At 72.3% G+C, this 17,069-nt stretch carries 19 protein-coding genes and 2 pseudogenes; 15 read left to right on the top strand and 6 right to left on the bottom strand.

The genetic code is table 11. The annotated features are described in order from the left end of the window. Window positions 1-46: 46 nt before the first annotated feature. The 7 genes from AC07DA_RS26110 to AC07DA_RS26080 all read left to right on the top strand — a co-directional run bounded on the left by AC07DA_RS26110 (window position 47) and on the right by AC07DA_RS26080 (window position 4,152). Complete coding sequence (locus AC07DA_RS26110) at window positions 47-1,003, top strand: type II secretion system F family protein (RefSeq protein ID WP_479130723.1); 957 nt, start codon at window positions 47-49, stop codon at window positions 1,001-1,003. Continuing rightward, window positions 1,000-1,923, top strand: coding sequence for a type II secretion system F family protein (locus AC07DA_RS26105; protein ID WP_479130622.1), 924 nt, complete (start codon window positions 1,000-1,002; stop codon window positions 1,921-1,923). Before AC07DA_RS26110 ends, AC07DA_RS26105 begins: the two co-directional genes overlap by 4 nt. Window positions 1,924-1,977: 54 nt before the next feature. Next, complete coding sequence (locus AC07DA_RS26100) at window positions 1,978-2,229, top strand: hypothetical protein (protein ID WP_283973369.1); 252 nt, start codon at window positions 1,978-1,980, stop codon at window positions 2,227-2,229. Between the two features lie 38 nt (window positions 2,230-2,267). Further along, window positions 2,268-2,729: a TadE family protein gene (locus AC07DA_RS26095; protein ID WP_479130621.1), complete on the top strand. Its 462-nt coding sequence runs from the start codon at window positions 2,268-2,270 to the stop codon at window positions 2,727-2,729. Beyond that, window positions 2,729-3,160 carry a TadE/TadG family type IV pilus assembly protein gene (locus tag AC07DA_RS26090; protein WP_479130620.1) on the top strand — a complete coding sequence of 144 codons (432 nt, stop codon included), beginning with the start codon at window positions 2,729-2,731 and terminating at the stop codon, window positions 3,158-3,160. The genes AC07DA_RS26095 and AC07DA_RS26090 overlap by 1 nt, the downstream gene beginning before the upstream one ends. Then, complete coding sequence (locus AC07DA_RS26085; protein WP_479130619.1) at window positions 3,157-3,627, top strand: TadE/TadG family type IV pilus assembly protein; 471 nt, start codon at window positions 3,157-3,159, stop codon at window positions 3,625-3,627. Before AC07DA_RS26090 ends, AC07DA_RS26085 begins: the two co-directional genes overlap by 4 nt. 297 nt (window positions 3,628-3,924) lie before the next feature. Then, a complete protein-coding gene (locus AC07DA_RS26080) occupies window positions 3,925-4,152 on the top strand; it encodes a hypothetical protein (protein WP_479130618.1) in 228 nt (75 codons plus the stop codon). Between the two features lie 75 nt (window positions 4,153-4,227). Here the strand turns inward: AC07DA_RS26080 and AC07DA_RS26075 are convergent, their stop codons facing one another. After that, entirely contained in the window at window positions 4,228-4,554 is a 327-nt protein-coding gene (locus AC07DA_RS26075) for a hypothetical protein (RefSeq protein ID WP_479130617.1), read from the bottom strand. 169 nt (window positions 4,555-4,723) lie between these two features. On the opposite strand from AC07DA_RS26075, the gene AC07DA_RS26070 reads away from it, so the two are divergent. Together AC07DA_RS26070 and AC07DA_RS26065 are read left to right on the top strand one after the other, a co-directional pair. Continuing rightward, complete coding sequence (locus tag AC07DA_RS26070; protein WP_479130616.1) at window positions 4,724-7,735, top strand: BTAD domain-containing putative transcriptional regulator; 3,012 nt, start codon at window positions 4,724-4,726, stop codon at window positions 7,733-7,735. Further along, entirely contained in the window at window positions 7,732-8,460 is a 729-nt protein-coding gene (locus AC07DA_RS26065; protein ID WP_479130615.1) for a prepilin peptidase, read from the top strand. The genes AC07DA_RS26070 and AC07DA_RS26065 overlap by 4 nt, the downstream gene beginning before the upstream one ends. Before the next feature lie 30 nt (window positions 8,461-8,490). On the opposite strand, the gene AC07DA_RS26060 is transcribed toward AC07DA_RS26065, so the two are convergent. After that, on the bottom strand, window positions 8,491-8,616 hold the full coding sequence (locus AC07DA_RS26060; protein WP_479130614.1) for a hypothetical protein: 126 nt from the start codon (window positions 8,614-8,616) through the stop codon (window positions 8,491-8,493). A gap of 77 nt (window positions 8,617-8,693) precedes the next feature. On the opposite strand from AC07DA_RS26060, the gene mqnC reads away from it, so the two are divergent. Beyond that, window positions 8,694-9,893: a cyclic dehypoxanthinyl futalosine synthase gene (mqnC, locus tag AC07DA_RS26055; protein ID WP_479130613.1), complete on the top strand. Its 1,200-nt coding sequence runs from the start codon at window positions 8,694-8,696 to the stop codon at window positions 9,891-9,893. 17 nt (window positions 9,894-9,910) lie between these two features. After that, window positions 9,911-10,573 (top strand): imidazolonepropionase-like domain-containing protein, encoded by a 663-nt coding sequence (locus AC07DA_RS26050; RefSeq protein ID WP_479130612.1) that lies wholly within the window; start codon window positions 9,911-9,913, stop codon window positions 10,571-10,573. A 10-nt stretch (window positions 10,574-10,583) separates the two neighbouring features. Here AC07DA_RS26050 and AC07DA_RS26045 read toward each other — a convergent pair whose 3' ends face one another. Further along, entirely contained in the window at window positions 10,584-11,618 is a 1,035-nt protein-coding gene (locus tag AC07DA_RS26045) for a chitinase (RefSeq protein WP_479130611.1), read from the bottom strand. Window positions 11,619-11,750: 132 nt separating this feature from the next. On the opposite strand from AC07DA_RS26045, the gene AC07DA_RS26040 reads away from it, so the two are divergent. Continuing rightward, window positions 11,751-12,446: a demethylmenaquinone methyltransferase gene (locus tag AC07DA_RS26040; RefSeq protein WP_479130610.1), complete on the top strand. Its 696-nt coding sequence runs from the start codon at window positions 11,751-11,753 to the stop codon at window positions 12,444-12,446. A 12-nt stretch (window positions 12,447-12,458) separates the two neighbouring features. Here the strand turns inward: AC07DA_RS26040 and AC07DA_RS26035 are convergent, their stop codons facing one another. Next, window positions 12,459-12,770 (bottom strand): PASTA domain-containing protein, encoded by a 312-nt coding sequence (locus AC07DA_RS26035; RefSeq protein ID WP_479130722.1) that lies wholly within the window; start codon window positions 12,768-12,770, stop codon window positions 12,459-12,461. 237 nt (window positions 12,771-13,007) lie between these two features. Between AC07DA_RS26035 and AC07DA_RS26030 the strand changes: the two genes are divergently transcribed. After that, window positions 13,008-14,291 carry a geranylgeranyl reductase family protein gene (locus AC07DA_RS26030; protein ID WP_479130609.1) on the top strand — a complete coding sequence of 428 codons (1,284 nt, stop codon included), beginning with the start codon at window positions 13,008-13,010 and terminating at the stop codon, window positions 14,289-14,291. A gap of 16 nt (window positions 14,292-14,307) precedes the next feature. Here the strand turns inward: AC07DA_RS26030 and AC07DA_RS26025 are convergent. After that, window positions 14,308-14,678: pseudogene (locus AC07DA_RS26025) on the bottom strand (peptide deformylase); the annotation flags it as partial. Here AC07DA_RS26025 and AC07DA_RS26020 point away from each other — a divergent pair. Then, window positions 14,670-14,840, top strand: a pseudogene (locus AC07DA_RS26020) (peptide deformylase); the annotation flags it as partial. The pseudogenes AC07DA_RS26025 and AC07DA_RS26020 sit on opposite strands and share 9 nt — an antisense overlap. Before the next feature lie 295 nt (window positions 14,841-15,135). Here AC07DA_RS26020 and AC07DA_RS26015 read toward each other — a convergent pair. Beyond that, complete coding sequence (locus tag AC07DA_RS26015; protein ID WP_479130608.1) at window positions 15,136-15,981, bottom strand: C40 family peptidase; 846 nt, start codon at window positions 15,979-15,981, stop codon at window positions 15,136-15,138. Window positions 15,982-16,706: 725 nt separating this feature from the next. Between AC07DA_RS26015 and AC07DA_RS26010 the strand changes: the two genes are divergently transcribed. Beyond that, a complete protein-coding gene (locus AC07DA_RS26010; protein WP_019755222.1) occupies window positions 16,707-17,066 on the top strand; it encodes an NADH-quinone oxidoreductase subunit A in 360 nt (119 codons plus the stop codon). Window positions 17,067-17,069: the final 3 nt, after the last annotated feature.

Here is a 17,069-nt window from a genome sequence, read left to right as displayed (position 1 = left end):
GGGGGTGACCACGACGACCCTCGCCGCGCTCGGCCCGCTGGGCTCCATGGGCGGCCTGTTCTCCACCGAGGTCCTGTACTCGATCGGCAGCGGCGTCGCCGTCGGCGGCGGCCTCGCCCTGCTGCTCGTCGCCGTGCGCGGACTGCCCGTCAAGCCCGACCACGAGAAGCAGAAGGCCGCCCAGCGGGCGGGCGAACTGATCCGCTTCGCCGGGCAGCGCGGCTCCCTCGCCGCGATCGCCGGCCTCGTCGTGCTGCTGCTGACCCGCTGGGCGGTCGCCGGCATCGCGGCCGGTGTCCTCGTCTTCTTCTGGGACCGCCTCTTCGGCGGCGCCGGCGAGGAGCGGGCCGCCATGCGCCGCGTCGAGGCCCTGGCCTCCTGGACGGAGTCCCTGCGCGACACCATCGCCGGCGCGGTCGGCCTGGAGCAGGCCATCCCGGCCTCAGCCCGCGCCGCCGCCCCCGTCCTGCGCCCGCACCTCGACGCCCTCGTCGACCGGCTGCGCGCCCGCACCCCGCTGCCCGAGGCGCTGCAGCAGCTCGCCGACGAGATCGACGACGCCTCCGCCGACATCATCGTCGCGGCCCTGATCCTCAACGCCCGTCTGCGCGGCCCCGGTCTGCGCCAGGTACTGGGCGCCCTGGCCAAGTCGGCCCGCGAGGAGGTCGACATGCGCCAGCGGGTCATGGCCCAGCGCGCCTCGACCCGCCGCTCGGTGCAGATCGTCGTCGCGGTCTCCATCGCCTTCGTCCTCGGCCTGTCCATCTTCAACCGCGACTTCGTGGAGCCGTACGGCACGGCGGTCGGCCAGCTCGTCCTCGCCTGCGTCTGCGGCCTGTTCGCGCTCGGGTTCTGGTGGCTGCGCAAGCTGTCCACCATCGAGACGCCCGAGCGGTTCCTGGTCCGCGACCAGGCGGGCGTCCAGTTCGTCCGGCCCAGGACACCGTCGCAGCAGTCGCAGCCGCACCAGCAGCTGCCGCAGGAAGAAGGGGCACGCCGGTGAACCTCACGATGCCGCTCGTCGTCGGCGCCGTCATCGGCCTCGGCCTCTACGCCCTCGTCCGCGCCCTCATGCCCGGCAAGCGCAGCGCGCTCTCGCAGGTCGCGCGGATCGACGCGATGCGGGCGCGCGGTTCGGCGTACGAATCGGCGCGGGTGGCGCGCGAGCAGGGCCGGCTGGGCGGGCTGCGGGCCGAAGTGGGCCTGCGGGTCAGCGAGTTCTACCTCCAGCAGGGCTGGGAGCAGCGCTCGCTGCGCGCGGACCTCGCCGTCCTGGAGCGCAGCTGGGAGAAGTTCCTGGCGACCAAGGTGCTGCTGGGGGTGGCGGGCCTGTTCTTCGGCCCGTTCCTCTTCGCCGTCGTCTGGACCCTGGGCGTGGGCACCAGCCCCATCGTCCCGGTGTGGCTGGCGCTGCTGTGCGCGGTGGTCTTCTTCTTCCTGCCCGACCTGGAGGTGCGGCGGGACGCCGCCGAGAAGCGGCGCGACCTGCGACGCGTGATCGGCGCGTACCTCGACCTGGTGTCGATGAGCCTGGCCGGCGGACGCGGTCTGCCCGAGGCCCTGATGGCGGCGGCCGAGGTCTCCGACGGCTGGGCCAACCAGCGCATCAGGAACGCCCTGTCCGACGCCCGCATCACCGGTGTCAGCCAGTGGCAGGCGCTCGGCCGGCTCGGTGAGGAGATCGGTGTGGAGGAGCTCAAGGACCTCTCCGCCTCCCTGGCCCTGGTCGCGGACGACGGTGCGAAGGTGCGCGAGTCCCTCGCCTCCCGTGCCGAGACCATGCGCCACCGCGAGCTCGCCGAGATCGAGGGCAGCGCGGGCGAGAAGTCCCAGTCGATGCTCGTGGCACAGCTGCTGCTGTGCGCCGGGTTCCTGGTGTTCCTGATCTTTCCGGCGGCGATGCGGGTGTTCCAGGTGCAGTGAGCCGGCCTCCCAACTGAAGAACCTCCCGAACGGATCTCGAAAGGACAAGACGTCATGAACGGACGTACCTTCCACACCGGCATCCCCGCCGTGGACTTCCTGGTCACCTTCCTCCGGGCCCGCACCGAGCGGGCCCGCTCCGGCGAGCTGGACCGCGGTGCCTCCGCGGTCGAGTGGGTCATCATCTCGGCGGTCGTCGTGGCGATCGTCGGTGTCGTGGCCGCCATCATCAACGCCGCGCTGAGCGAGGGCGCCAACAAGGTCGGCGACTGCATCAAGGGCGCGGACGCGGGCAAGACCTGCTGACGTTCTCGGGGACGACGGGGAGCACGGGGATCACGGGGATGCCGGCAGCGCTGGGCAGACGGATACGCCGCAGGGTGGAGGCCGCACGGGGACGGGCGGCCGCCGGCGGCGACTCGGGCATGACCGCGATCGAGTTCGTGCTGCTCACCCCGGTGCTGTTCTTCATGATCTTCGCGACCGTGCAGTTCGCCCTGTACTTCTTCGCGGACCACGTGGCCCAGGCGGCGGCCCAGGCGGGCGCGCGCAAGGCGCGCGCCACGGCCGACGAACAGCCGGGCGCGTGGCGGGGCGAGGCACGGGACGTGGTCGACCGCTACATCCGGCAGCTGGGACCGCAGCTGGTCCTCTCGCCGGACGTGACGATGCTCCAGCCGGAGCAGAACACCGTGGGTGTGGAGATCGAGGCACGCGTCCCCACGGTCTTCCCGGGGCTCGATCTGACGGTGCACGCCCAGTCGGTGGGACCGGTGGAGCGGTTCGTCCAGGAGGAGGGGAACTGATGCCCGGCCTTCCTTCCCTGCCGGGGACCCGCCGGCAGGCCGACGACAGCGGCCTGTCCACCGTCGAGGTCGTGATCCTGGCACCGGTGATGATCCTGTTCATCCTGGTCCTGGTGGCCTTCGGCCAGCTCGTGGAGGGCCGCGGAGCCCTGGACGGCGCCGCCCGGGACGCGGCCCGCGCGGGCTCGATCCAGAAGAACCACGCCCTGGCCATGGCCGAGGCGAAGAAGGCCGCGGAGGCCAACCTGGCGGACGTCTGCTCGGGCCCGGTCACGGTCGTCCAGACGAGCCAGGGTTTCGAGCCGGACACCCTCTTCACCGTCGAGGTGAGCTGCCAGGTGCGGGGCCTGGCCATGCTCGGACTGGACGTCCCCACGCGGCTGTCGGCCAGCTTCAGCTCCCCGCTCGACCCGTTCCGGAGGTCGGCGTGAGACACCTTCCGCGGGCCGCGCGGTCCTGGGGGGCCGCGCGCCGGAGGCATCTGGACGACCGCGGCTCGGGCGCCGGCGCGGTCATCATCTTCGCGCTGGTCTTCCTCTCCCTCTCCGCGTTCGTCATCGACGGCGGCCTGTCCATCTCCAAGCGGGAACGCGCCGCCGACATCGCCGAACAGGCCGCCCGCTACGCCGCCCAGGACATCGACCGCGAGGCCCTCTACGAGAACGAGGGCGGCCCTGCCCCCATCAACTTCGCGAACTGCGACGCCCGCGTGAAGGCCTTCGCCCGCGAGATGGACCTGACGGGCGCGGACATCGCGGCGACCCACTGCGTGGCGGCGAACGCCGACGCGGTCGAGGTCGAGGTGCAGCTCACGTACTCCCCGGTCTTCACCGGCATGTTCTACGGCGGCGACGTGACCGTGCGCGGGCAGGCGGTGGCGGAGAACCAGGTCGGCTGAGACCCGGCCGGAACCTTCGAGGGATCTGCACACCGTTCACCTCCAGGCCGCGGAAAACCCCGGCGGGGACGGAACCCGGGCTGTTTCTCCCGCCGTACGTCACCTGCGTGCACCGCGATCGGGCGGAACTGTGAAGGGAACGGCCCGGGCCGTGACCGAACAACCACACACATGAATACGCACCCCGGAACGCACCGCAGCCCCATCAGCGCAGAGTGGCCGTCCGTTCTCCCCGCGTGCTTTGATCGGTCGCGCTCGAGCACGTCGAATTCTTCAGAACGAAGGGAACAGCCTCCCATGGCCTTCACCCCGCAGATCGCGACCGCCCAGATGTCCGACGCCGAGCTGGACGGCATCGCCGGCGGCCAGGCGGGTGTCGCCGCGGGTGCCGGCGCCGCTGCCGGTCTCTACGTCGAGACCACGGCCGCGGGCCTGACCGCCGGTGTCGGTGGTGGCGCGGGCCTCGCGGTCTCCCCGCAGGGCATCGCGGCGGACCTGCACCTCAACGCCGCCGTCGCTTCCTGAACCACGCGACGCGCGTACGACGAAGGCCCCGGTTGTTCAAAACCGGGGCCTTTTTCGCAACCTCGTGGACAACGGCTACTTGGTTTTCCGCTTGTCCTCCGTCTTCATGGCGTCGTTCACCTTCTTGGTGAGTTCGTCGTCGAGTTTCTTGAACTCGCGCACCACGGCGTCGGACATGCTCGCCAACGCGTCGAGCTGCTGCGTGATGTCCTCGCGCCCGTCCTCCCAGTTGGATTCGAAATCGCCGAGCGCGTCATTGACGCTGCCGTCGCCGATGTCGTCCTGGTAGGACTCGAAAAGCTTCTTGGTGTGATTCAACCGGGTCTTGAGGGAACGCAGTCGCCGCCCGAACCCCTCCAACTCGGTCAGCGGGAGCGCGAGATCGCTCTTGCCCTGGCCCATACGGCAGTCCCCCCACGTCCAGTACGTCCTGCACCCGGTCGCCCAGCACCGTATCCCGGCCCTGATGTGCCTCCCAAGGATCGGTCCATAAGATCTCTGTAGGCTCAGCACACCCACACCCCCCAGCCCGGCCTCACCGCCCTCCACACCCGACCCCAGGACACCCGCCATGCCGCGACGCCGCACCCCAAGCTCGTCAAGCCCGACGGGAGACACGACGGGAACGACGGCCCCGAGGAACCGGACGCCGCAGCCGGTGCGGATCCGGCGGCGGTCGTTCGGGGACTTCGTCAAGGCCTTCCTCGCCTTCGTCGCGCTGGCCGTGCTCCTCGTCGGCGTGCCCCTCGCGCTCGCCACGCGGATCGGATGGCCGCTGCCGAACGGCGTGCCGAGCCTGGACTGGCTGCAGCGAGAGATCACCGTCCACACGTTCCTGAACATCCTCACCGTCATCGTGTGGCTGGCGTGGGCGCAGTTCACCGCCTGCGTGCTCGTGGAGATGAAGGCCGCGCTGTCGGGCGTCGGCGTGCCGGGGCGGGTGCCGGGGGCCGGGCCCAGCCAGTTGCTGGCGCGGCAGCTCGTCGCCGCGCTGCTGCTCGTCGGTGCCACCGCGGCCGGCCTCACGCCCGGTCTGTCGCAGCTCGGGCAGGGGTACGACGCCCACCAGAAGCCGGCCGTGGCGGCGGCGCAGGCGACGCCGGGGCTCTTCGCCCAGCAGCAGGAGCAGGCCTCCGGTGCCGCGGCGGCCCTCGCCGAACAGGCCTCGCACGCCGCCGCCCACGCCGGACCCGGCGCCCCCACCGCCCGGCAGGGCGACACGAAGTACTACCGCATCCAGCCGCCCGAGGGACGTCACCACGACTCGCTGTGGGAGATAGCCGAACGCCACCTCGGTGACGGGCGCCGCTACAAGGAGATCTTCGAGCTCAACAAGGACCGTGTGCAGCCGGACGGGTCGAAGCTCTCCGAGGCCAGCCTCATCCGGCCCGGCTGGATCATGGAGATGCCGGGCGACGCGCGCGGCGGCGAACTCGTCGAGATGCCCGACGAGGCGCCGGGCGTCTCGCCCGACGTGCGGCAGCAGATCGCCGACTACGCCCGGACCGGCGACCACGCCCAGGGTGGCGGCGGATCCGCTGCCCGGGACGGCGGGGCCACGGGAGGCCGGGACGGCGCCCTGGGCGGTGGCCACGGGCAGGCCGGCGGTGGCGCCGCCCAGGTGTCCGCCCCCGGGCAGCGGCCCGCCCCCGACACCGGTCGGCAGCAGGCCGCGGGTGCCGAGTCGGACAGCTCCTTCGGCCTCCCCGAAGCCCTCCTGGCCGCACCCTTCCTCGCCGCCGGCCTCCTCGGCGCCCTCGGGCGGCGCCGCCGGCAGGCGCTGTGGCAGTCGGCGTTCGGCTCCGCCGGCGGGCGGCGCGGCATGGAGCCGCCCACGCCGAGCGGGGACGCGCAGGACGTCCAGGACGCGCTGCTCGTCGGCGCCGACCCGGAGGGCGTCCGGCTGCTCGACCGGTCGCTGCGGGGGCTCGCCGCCTCCCTCGCCGAGGAGGCGCGGCCGCTGCCGGTGGTGTACGCGGCCTGGCTCAGCAACGGCGACCTGCACCTCCAGCTCGCCCAGCCCGCCGGGAAACCGCCCGCGCCCTGGCAGCAGGGGCAGGACCAGACGTTCTGGATGCTGGCCCGCGCCGACGCCGAGGGCTACGGCGACGCCGACACGGCCGCGCCCTACCCGGGGCTGGTCAGCCTCGGCACCATGGACGACTCGCGGCTGCTGCTCAACCTGGAGGCCGTGCCCGGCATCGTGTCGCTGAGCGGGCGCGAGGCCGACCGGGCCGCCGTCTTCGCCTCCGTCGCCGCCGAGCTGGCCACCAACGGGTGGTCCGACCGCATGACCATCACGCTCGTCGGCTTCGGCGAGGACCTCACGCCGCTGGCCCCGAACCGGATCCGGCACCTGGAGGACGTCGAGGCGCTCGTCGAGACCATGGAGGCCGAGACGCGGCAGCGGCGCGGGGCGCTCGGCGCCGCCGGGCACGACTCGGTGCTCACCGGGCGCACCGGGCCCGCGCAGCACACCCGTTGGGCGCCGCACCTGGTCCTGCTCGCCGCCCAGCCGTCCGCCGAGGACGCCGTCAAGCTCGCCGAACTCGCCGCCGACGCGAGCCGGCTGGGCATCGGCTACCTCGTCGGCACCGAGACCGGCGATCTGCCCGGCGCCGCCTGGGAGATGGAGATCACCGCCGGGGGCAAGCTGCTCGCGCCGCTCCTCGGCCTGGAGCTCGACGCCCAGGTGCTGCCCGCCGCCCAGCGGCGCGCCGTCGTCGAGCTGTTCGTCGAGGCCGACCCGGAGCGCCGGCCCGAGGGCGACCCGGCCCACCGGCCGCCGTTCCTGGTCGACATCAGCGAGCAGGGACGCCCGGCCGTCTACGCCCGGCTCGTCGGGCCGTACGAGATCATCGGCCTGGACACCCCGGACGGGGACCGCAGCGCCCTGCTGCACGAGGCGCTGGCCCTGCTGCTCCTGCACCGCGAGGGCGTGCACCCACGGGTGCTGTCCTCGGCGCTGTGGCCGCGCGGGGTCACCGACGACGTGCGCGACGCGCTGCTGGACCGGCTGCGCGACTGGCTCGGCACCGACCCCGACGGCACGCCCCGCCTGGGCACCGACGGCAGCGGGCGGCTCACGCTCGCCAAGTCCGTCGTCTCCGATCTGGACGTGCTGCGGTCGCTGTACCACGAGGCCACGCAGGGCCGGGGCGTCGACAGCCGGGCCGTGCGCGGGCGGCTGCTCACCGACGCGCTCGTGCTGGTGCGCGGGCCGCTGCTCGCCGACCGGCCCGAGGGCCGCTACCGGTGGCTCACGCACGAGATCGTCGACGCCCAACTGCCGCTGCTGGTCGCGGACACCGGGCTCGCGCTGAGCGCGTTCCACATGGAGAAGGGCCGCGCGGAGAAGGCCATCGAGGCCCTCGGCGCGGCGCTGCGGACGGCCCCCGCGGACGAGCGTCTGTGGCACGAGCTGCTGCGCGCGACGCACGCCACCGGCGACACGGACCGGCTGACGGCCCTCGCCACCGACCTCGTCGGCCGCAACGGGGCCCGCGGGCTGCCGCCGCGCACGGAGGCGCTGCTCGACGAGCTGCTGCCGACGTGGCGTGACGCGATCGCCGCGGCCGGATGAGCACCGGGCTGCTGGTCCTGGCCGCCGCGCTGTGGGGCGCGGCGGCGGGAGCGTCGCTGCCGCGCGCGGCCTACCGGTTCTCGGCGCCCCCGGGGGAGCCGTGGCGGCAGGAGTGCCCCGGCGGGCACGCGGTCGGCGGCTGGCTGGGGCCGGCCTGCTGCCGGCACTGCGAGGGGACCGGGTACGGTCCGCGTGCGGCCCCCCTGGTGATCGCCACCGCCGCCGTCTGCGCCGCGCTCGCCGCCGCGACGGGCACCCGCCCCGAGATCGCGGTCTGGCTGCTGCTCGCCCCCGTGGGGGTGCTGCTGACGGTCGTCGACTTCCGGGTCCGGCGCCTTCCCGATCCACTCACCCTCCCCTTCGCCGCGGCCGCCCTGGTCCTGCTCGGCCTCACCGCCCTGGTCCCCGAGCACGCGGGGGAGTGGACCACCGCCCTCCTCGGCTCCCTGGCCCTCGGCGGCGGCTACCTCGTCCTCTTCCTCGTCAACCCGGCGGGCATGGGCTTCGGCGACGTCAAACTCGCCCTCGGCGCGGGCGCGGTCCTCGGCTGGTACGGCTGGTCCACGGTGATGCTCGGCACCTTCGCCGGCTTCCTCCTCGGCGCCCTCTACGGCGCGGCCCTGGTCCTGACCCGCCGGGCCACCCGCAAAACGGCCATCCCCTTCGGCCCGTTCCTGATCACCGGCGCGCTGCTGGGCCTGCTGGCGGGCGCGTACACGGCCTGACACCGGCGGACGCCGTCCGGCCCGGGCGCATCAGCCGGCACCGCCGACGACCCGGTACACCACGAACAGGCCGTACCCGGCGAGCAGGGCACCGAGCACGGCGACGGCCGCGAACGCCCAGAACAGCCCGGGCCTTGTGGTGATCCTCTCGTCCACGGCCTGGCGTCCGGCCCCCGGGGCCCCTGGCGTACGCTGGGCGGGTCCGTCCACAACCCTTACGAAAGGGACGCCCGGTGACCGAGAAGGCCGACCTTCAGCCCATCCTCGACCGTGCTGCCGCCGGTGGGCGGATCACCCCGGACGAGGCGCTCGTGCTGTACCGGGACGCCCCGCTGCACGCCCTGGGCGCCGCCGCCGACGCCGTGCGCCGCCGCCGGTACGCGGGCACCGAGCACATCGCGACGTACATCATCGAGCGCAACATCAACTACACGAACGTCTGCGTCACGGCCTGCCGCTTCTGCGCCTTCTACGCCGCGCCCAAGGACACCGCCAAGGGCTGGACGCGCGATCTCGACGACATCCTGCGCCGCTGCGCCGAGACGGTCGAGCTGGGCGGCACCCAGATCATGTTCCAGGGCGGTCACCACCCGGACTACGGCGTCGAGTACTACGAGAAGCACTTCGCCGCGATCAAGAGGGAATTCCCGCAGCTGGTCATCCACAGCCTGGGCGCGTCCGAGGTCGAGCACATGGCCCGGATCTCCAAGGTGAGCGTGGAGGAGGCCATCCAGCGCATCCACGCCGCCGGTCTCGACTCCTTCGCGGGCGCCGGCGCCGAGCTGCTGCCGGAGCGGCCCCGCAAGGCCATCGCCCCGCTGAAGGAGTCCGGCGAACGCTGGCTGGAGATCATGGAGATCGCGCACAACCTGGGCGTGGAGTCCACCTCCACCATGCTCATGGGCACCGGCGAGACCAACGCCGAGCGCATCGAGCACCTGCGCATGATCCGCGACGTCCAGGACCGCACGGGCGGCTTCCGCGCCTTCATCCCGTACACCTACCAGCCCGAGAACAACCACCTGAAGGGCCGCACGCAGGCGACCCTCTTCGAGTACCTGCGGATGATCGCCGTCGCGCGGCTGTTCATGGACAACGTCGCCCACATCCAGGGCTCGTGGCTGACCACGGGCAAGGAGGTCGGCCAGCTCTCCCTGCACTACGGCGCCGACGACCTCGGCTCGATCATGCTGGAGGAGAACGTGGTCTCGTCGGCCGGCGCCAAGCACCGGTCGAACCGCATGGAGATCATCGACCTCATCCGCAAGGCGGGCCGGGTCCCGGCCCAGCGGTCCACCACCTACGAGCACTTGGTGGTGCACGACGACCCGGCGAACGACCCCGTCGACGACCGCGTGGTCTCGCACATCTCCTCCACGGCCATCGAGGGCGGCACGGCTCACCCCGAGCTGAAGCTGCTCGCCTCCAACTGAGCCCGGCCGGCCCCGCCGTGCTGACGATCCACGCCGCCCCGCTGGTCCTGCCGGCGGACGCCGAACCCGTCGTGGACGGAGCCGTCGCGGTCGACGGCGACCGGATCACGGCCGTCGGACCGTACGAGGACGTCGCCGAGGAGGCGCCCGGCGCGCGGGTACGCCGCTGGCCGGGTGTCCTCACGCCCGGCCTGCGCCAGTGGCACCCGCTGTGGCTGCTGCGCCAGTGCTACCACCCCGACCCGCGCGAGGCCGGCGAACTGGGCGAGCGGCCCCTGTGGGGCGAGCGGCTGGCCGCCCTCGGCGAGCTCGGCGAGACCCGCTGGGCGGGCAGCGTACGGCGCGGTGTGCAGCGGATGCTGCGGTACGGCACCACGGCGGTCGCCTCACCCGGCGCCCGCTTCCGGGACCCCCTGGTGGCCATGGCCGTCGCCCGGTCCGGGCTGACCGTCGTGGGGACCACGAACGCCCCCGGCACACTGCTCGGCGAGCGGCCCGACCTCGACCCGTTCGCCGAGGGCCACGAGCTGCGGGGCACCGTCCACGGCCCGCTGACCATCGGCGGCCGGGCCGACCTGGCGGTGTTCGACGTGCCCGACGAGGCGGCCCTGCGCGAGCGCGGCGCGGTCACGTGCGTGGCGACCGTGCTGGGCGGACGGCTGGTGTACCGGGCCCGCTGAAAGCCGGGGCTCAGCCCGCGAAGGCCTCGCTGAACGCGCCCGGACTCTGCTTCACCCCGCTGCAGTCGGTCGCCGCCCGGCCGGTCGTGGAGCCGGCCGCGCACTGCCGGTCCCGGGCCGTCGACCACATCGACACCCAGGCGATGCCCTTGTCCTCGGCGAAGGCGCGGACCTCCGCCGCGTCGGCGAGCGTGAAGGTCTCGCCCTCGACGTCGTTGACACCGATCATCGAGGTGAGGGCCATGCCCCGCCAGGCCTCGTCGTCCGACGTGCCGAAGACCTTCCTCAGCTGCGGGTGCGCGGCCTTCGCGGCGGCGAGCGCGTAACCGCCCATGTCGCCGCCGAAGGAGGGGCCGTAGTTCATCGTCATGAGGTTGACGGTGGAGACCTGCACGCCGTGGTCGTTGGCGGAGGCGAGCAGCGCCAGGCCGTCCTCGTCCAGGCCGGAGGGCATCACCGGGAGCGTGAACGAGACCCGGAGGTCCTCCCGTTCCTCCTGCAGGCGCGCGATCGCCCGGGAACGCAGCGCGACGGACGCGGCGTCGGACAGGTCGTCGCCCTCGATGTCGAAGTCGGCCAGGGTGGCGCCGGCCGCGTCCAGGGCCTTGCCGTAGGCCGTCGCCAGTGCGGAGACGCCGGCGCAGTTCGCCGCGAGTTCCTTCCCGGAGGCGCCGCCGAAGGAGACCCGGACGCGGGCGCCGTCCTCCTTGAGCGCCGCGACGCGCGAGGCGACCGCCGCGTCGCCGAGGGCGTGGGTGCCGTTCCAGCGCGGGGTGCAGTCGTCGCCCTCGGCTATGACGAAGGCCAGGTTGTACGTCGTGGGGGAGCCGGCCGTGTCGGTGCCGGCGGCCTCGGTGGCGCTGACGTACGGGGCGTACGAGGTGCCGGGCGCCGCCGTCGCCGAGGGAGCCGCGCGAGCCGGGCCGTCCTGGTGCGAACAGCCCACGGCGGCCAGGGCGATCAGACAGCCGACGACGGCGGCCGGCGCGTTCCGGCGGGATTCCCGGGAACTCTCAGGGAAGGGACGGCCTGGGTCGTTTCTCATGGCCCTCTCACATGAAAACCCGAGTTTATGGCACACGAAGCCGCTCTGGTGTGCGGGGAATGCATTCCGAGCCCGCCATCGACAGCCCCTCCTCGGGGCCGTCTGCCTCGGGCGTACTGCAACAATGGGCCCGTGACCCGCGCATCCCTGGACAAGCAGCCGCACGAAGTCGCCTCGATGTTCGACGACGTGGCGGAACGGTACGACCTGACCAACGACGTGCTGTCCCTCGGTCAGGACCGGCGATGGCGCAAGGAGGTCGCCAGGGCCGTCGACGCGCGCCCGGCGCAGAAGATCCTCGACCTGGCGGCGGGCACGGGCACCTCCTCGCTGCCCTTCGCCCGCACCGGCGCCTACGTCGTCCCCTGCGACTTCTCCCAGGGCATGCTCAAGGTCGGCAAGCAGCGGCAGCCCTGGCTGCCGTACACCGCCGGGGACGCGACGCGGCTGCCGTTCAAGGACGACAGCTTCGACGCCGTCACCATCTCCTTCGGGCTGCGCAACGTGCAGGACACCGACGCCGCGCTGCGCGAGATGCACCGGGTGACCCGGCCCGGCGGGCGGATCGTGATCTGCGAGTTCTCGCACCCGACGTGGGCGCCGTTCCGCACGGTGTACACGGAGTACCTGATGCGCGCGCTGCCCCCGGTCGCGCGGGCGGTCTCCTCCAGCCCCGACGCCTACGTCTACCTCGCCGAGTCCATCCGCGCCTGGCCCGACCAGCCCGCCCTGGCGCGGCGGCTGGGCGGGGCCGGCTGGTCGCGGGTGGCCTGGCGTGACCTGAGCGGCGGCATCGTCGCCCTGCACCGGGGCTTCAAGCAGGACTGACGCCCCGGGCCCCTAACGGTCGCTGAGCACCATGGAGGGGTCGCCCGGCTCGTCCAGCTCGCGTCGCAGTCCGCCCCGGGGCGGTCCCGGGACGCGCGGCTCGTGCACGCCCCCGCCGCCCTCGCCCGGCCCGAAGTCGAACCACACGTAGACCATCGAGTCCCGCGGCACCTCGGCCCCGGGCTGCGGGTACTGGCGTACGACGTAGTCGACCACGGCGAGCTGGAAGTCGGGCCGGTCCGGCGCGCTGAGGAGCAGCCCCCGGGCCCGGGCCGTCTCGCGCGCGTCCACGGCCATCAGACCGACCAGGCGCGGTACCCGCACCTCGGGTGTCTTGCGGGATATGTGCACAGATGTCACCCCCAGCGGTACAGGAAGGGTAACTCCCGCCCCGCGGCGGCCGGAAGCGACAAGTGTCTTTCTGTGACAGTCGACTACCGAGCGTCACTGATCGCACCGCGTCGGGGGCGGCCCTCGGCCGGGTGATCAAGCGCGCTGAATAGACTGCCCGTGTCCTGTGCCGGTCGGCACGCAGCATTCGAACCTTGGGGAGATCCCGCCGTGACCGAGCCCCTCTCCGAAAACACCGCCGATGTCATCGTCGTCGGCGCGGGGCCAGCCGGCTCCACCACCGCGTACCACCTCGCCAAGGCCGGACTCGACGTACTGCTCCTGGAGAAGACCGAGTTCCCGCGCGAGAAGGTCTGCGGCGACGGCCTCACCCCGCGCGCCGTCAAGCAGCTCGTGGCGATGGGCATCGACATCTCGGAAGAGGCGGGCTGGCTGCGCAACAAGGGCCTGCGGATCATCGGCGGCGGAGTGCGCCTCCAGCTCGACTGGCCGGATCTCGCCTCCTTCCCCGACTACGGCCTGGTCCGCAAGCGCGACGACTTCGACGAGCAGCTCGCCCGGCAGGCCCAGAAGGCCGGTGCCCGGCTGTTCGAGAAGTGCAACGTGGGCGCGCCGGTCACCGACGACCGCACGGGCCGCATCACCGGCGTGCACGCCAAGCTCGGCGAGGACAAGCGCGAGGTCACCTTCCACGCCCCGCTGGTCGTCGCCGCCGACGGCAACTCCACGCGGCTCTCCCTCGCGATGGGCCTGCACCGCCGCGAGGACCGCCCCATGGGCGTGGCGGTCCGCACCTACTTCACCAGCCCCCGCCACGAGGACGACTACCTGGAGTCCTGGCTCGAACTGTGGGACCGCCGCGGCCCCCAGGACCGCCTGCTGCCCGGCTACGGCTGGATCTTCGGCATGGGCGACGGCACCTCCAACGTCGGCCTAGGCGTGCTCAACACCTCCGAGTCCTTCAAGGAACTGGACTGGCGCGAGGTGCTGAAGGCCTGGTGCGCCTCCATGCCCGAGGACTGGGGCTACACGCCGGACAACATGACGGGGCCGATCCGCGGCGCCGCGCTGCCCATGGCCTTCAACCGCCAGCCCCACTACACCAAGGGCCTGCTGCTGGTCGGTGACGCCGGCGGCCTGGTGAACCCCTTCAACGGCGAGGGCATCGCCTACGCCATGGAGTCCGGCCAGATCGCCGCCGACGTCATCGTCCAGGCGCACGCGCGCTCCACCCCGGCCGGCCGGGAGATGGCCCTCCAGCGCTACCCGCGCGTGCTGAAGGACACCTACGGCGGCTACTACACCCTCGGCCGCGCCTTCGTGAAGCTCATCGGCAACCCCAAGGTCATGCAGATCGCCGCCCAGCGGGGCCTCACGCACCCGCTGCTGATGAGGTTCACGCTGAAGCTGCTGGCGAACCTCACCGACCCGACGGGCGGCGACGCGATGGACCGGATCATCAACGGGCTGAGCAAGGTCGCGCCCAAGGCCTGACGGGCGCCCGGGCGGCTCAGCCGCTCAGGGCCTCGGTGCCGGCGGCCCGGCGCGCGTACTCGTCGCGCCGGTCCGCCATCTGCCGCAGCGCGTCCCCGCGCTCGCGCTGCGAGAGCCGGTCCAGGCAGAGCCGCCCCTCGCGGTGGCCGGCCTCGTGCGCCGGGCAGCGGGCGAAGTACCCGGTGCCCTCGATCACGAGCGGCTCGCCGTCCCGGTCGAACCCGCGCACCACGGCCCGGTCCGGGCACGGCACGTCCTTCGTGGCGCCCGGCACGGACAGGCAGCCCCCGGCACGGACAGGCAGCCCCCGGCGTCGTCGAGCAGCCGCCGCCGGGCCGCGTCGAGCGGCTTTAGGACCGGGTCGACGATGTGCCCGACGTGCCGGACAGGCCGTGCCGGGACACCTCACCGAGTTCGGGCCGGACCTCGCCGCGCTCATCGACGACATTTCCTGACCATGCACGTCGCGGACGGGGCCGTTTGCTCGCGGCCTGCCAGGTCGGGGTCGATCTGCGGGTGTTCGGGTACGACTGCCCGGACGACGACGGCGAGAGTGACCCGTCAAGCGCCGCCGGGCGCGGATGATTCGGGCATGAGGTGCCGCCCGGCCCGGACGCCGCGCCGGCCGCCGGAACCGGAGCCCCTGAAGCGCGTGGACGGGCCGCGGCACCGGCCCGGGCCCCGCCGGCACGTTCGACCCCGGCGAGGCGCTCACAGGGCCCCTGGAGGGTCGTGTGGGCGCGCCGGGGCGCACGGGGAGGGCCCGGACAGGCGGGGAGGGCCGCTGCCGACCGGTGGCAGTGGCCCTCTTGCCCGTTATGCGTGTATCAGGGGTGAGGTGGCGTCAGAGGACGCGCACCGCGCCCGACGCCGGGTAGCCCGACAGGTCCTGGATGACGACGCCCTTGGACGGGTTGGCCGCGTCCAGGTACTGGCCGTTGCCGATGTAGACGCCCACGTGGTACGCGGAGCCCTTGCCGCCCCAGTAGAGGATGTCGCCGACCTGGATGCTGGAGAGCGGCACGTCCGTGCCGGCCATCGACTGGTCCTGCGAGACGCGCGGCAGGTCCACACCCACCTGCTTGTACGCGGCCTGCACGAGGGAGGAGCAGTCCCAGGCGTTGGGACCGGTGGCGCCCATGACGTAGGCGTCGCCCACCTGTGCCTTGAGGAAGGCGATGACGGTGGCGACGCTGCCGCTGGAGGGCGCCGAGACCGACGTGGAGGTGGAGGCGGAGGCGGAGGTGGAGGTGGAGAGGGTGGCGCGCTCGGCGCTGCGCTCGGCGCGCTCGGCGGCGGCCTTGCGGGCGGCCTCGGCGGCCTTCTTCTTGGCCTCGGCCTTCTTCTTCGCCTCGGCGAGGTCCTTCTTGGCCTCCGCGGCGGCCTTGGCGGCGGCGGCGTCACGCTCTGCGCGCAGTTCGTAGTTCGCGGCGGCCTGCTGCGTGGCGGCCGCGGACTGGGCGACCGCGGCGGACATGTCGGCCGTCAGGGTGGGCAGTTCGATGGTCTGCGTCACCGGCTCGGCGGCGTTCGCCGAGGCCGACGCACCCGCCGCTGCCATGCTGAGAACGCCACCGGCAACTCCGGCACGCATGGCGATCGTCGAGGTCGCGCTGCGGCGGGGCTTCCGGTGGCTGCGTATGTGAGCGGTGTGGGACATGGGAACAACCGGTACCAGGGGCTCCTTCATATCTTCAAGAAACGTGTGCTGCGCCACAGTTGTTCAACCGAGGGCCCAAAACCCCCGAACGAGGCTCTTTATTGACGCCGTAACGGACATTGCGGGCGCCCTGTGACCGGCCTGTGATCACGGTGTTTGATCAATACGCCCGAATTGCCCCGCGCCTACCACTGGTTGGACTGATTGGCCAAGCCCCGTTCTCATGGGCCCCTTATCGATGTGGCGGAGGTCACGGAACGATTGCCCCGGCGGCCGCGTCCCCAACGTGTTGATCACGGCCGGATCACGGCCCCACGGAGATCGTGAACGGATGCACGCGTCCACACCCCGCCCCGCGCGACCCCGGAGGTGTGAACGCGCCTCTATCAGGAGATCGACTCCCTCGCCAATTTGCATGCATACGAACACTCTTGATATTGAGACGCGCCCTCCGAGCTGCGCTGACGAGCCAAAATGTCACCTCTGGTGATCACTCGGACGCTTCGCGTGTGAAGATCACCGCTCATCCGACTTCATGATCGATCGTCAGGTGGTGGAGATCACAAAGCTTGTGCAATACCCCGTGTCGCAGATCACAGAGCGTCGGGCATAAGATGCTCGCGGTTGGGCTTGTGACCTGCTTCACATGTTCCCGATCTTCGCCGGGGCGTGCGGGGTTCGCGGGACAGGTGGGGCGGCTGTGAGTCCAACGCCAACCGCCAGCAGTCAGTGCCGACTGAGAGGAGCGAGGAGCGGTGAACGCTTATGCGCCCATCCTCGTACTGGGAGCCCTCGGGGCAGGCTTTGCGATCTTCTCCGTGGTCATGGCCACGTTGATCGGGCCAAAGCGGTACAACCGGGCCAAGCTCGAGGCCTACGAGTGCGGTATCGAGCCGACCCCCACGCCGGCCGGTGGCGGGCGCTTCCCCATCAAGTACTACCTGACGGCGATGCTCTTCATCATCTTCGATATCGAGATCGTCTTCCTCTACCCCTGGGCCGTCAGCTTCGACGCCCTGGGGATTTTCGGGCTCGTGGAGATGCTGCTCTTCGTGCTCACCGTCTTCGTCGCGTACGCGTACGTATGGCGGCGCGGCGGCCTGGAATGGGACTGAGGG

This window comes from Streptomyces sp. NPDC044921, from assembly GCF_056432865.1.
This window is presented reverse-complemented; position numbering and strand designations above follow the sequence as displayed.